The sequence below is a fragment of the Paenibacillus sp. 01T422 genome, assembly GCF_056398785.1.
On the sequence record NZ_JBFTQB010001517.1, the window covers coordinates 1 to 626 of the forward strand.

Below are 626 nucleotides of genomic sequence, written 5' to 3' on the forward strand. Positions count from 1 at the left end.
CCGCTCCGCTGGTCTTGTTTCAAGACAATATTGACTTCGATTCCCGGCAGGACATCTTTACGATTTTGCCCATTCATGCTGTGTGAGTCGCCTGCTTTCTTTCGAGATTGTGCTTCATTATAACATATATTTCACGCTTTCCCTACCCGAAGTCCGAACATAGGTAAAACCCTTTACACCTGGTAAGCTAACTCTGTCAATGATATCAATTTGAGACACAAAATTTTTAATCCGTGTGCATTTTATTCCCCTTATAAATCAACTAAAATTATAGATATGAAAGAATTATACATCAGTTTTATACTAACAAAGGAGGCTTTTTTATGAATATTCAAGTTCAATCGGAGAGAGTAAATCCACTAACACCGGAACAGATTAAGCAGTACCACGAAGACGGATATATCATCATTAAAAATGGCTGCAGTGACGATCTGATCGATGCCTTTAATTCGCATATCCATGCAATCCGTTCCTCCGAATCTATGCCTGAATGGGCAAAACCAAGAAAGGGCGGAGCCGTGGTGGATGACAAGGACCGCTTCTCCCTCCGGTTGTTCAATCCTCATCTGCATGACGGTTTTTCATTGCAAATGATGAAGCTGCCGGTTGTACGCGGAGCACTCGCC

2 protein-coding genes are annotated in these 626 nt (G+C 42.0%); one reads left to right on the plus strand and one right to left on the minus strand.

The window, feature by feature from the left end; all coding sequences use genetic code 11:
• Positions 1-77: DUF2196 domain-containing protein (locus AC1DUA_RS39930; RefSeq protein ID WP_477504920.1), on the minus strand; the 77-nt coding region annotated here is incomplete at its 3' end.
• A 246-nt stretch (positions 78-323) separates the two neighbouring features.
• Here AC1DUA_RS39930 and AC1DUA_RS39935 point away from each other — a divergent pair.
• Positions 324-626: phytanoyl-CoA dioxygenase family protein (locus tag AC1DUA_RS39935; RefSeq protein WP_477504919.1), on the plus strand; the 303-nt coding region annotated here is incomplete at its 3' end.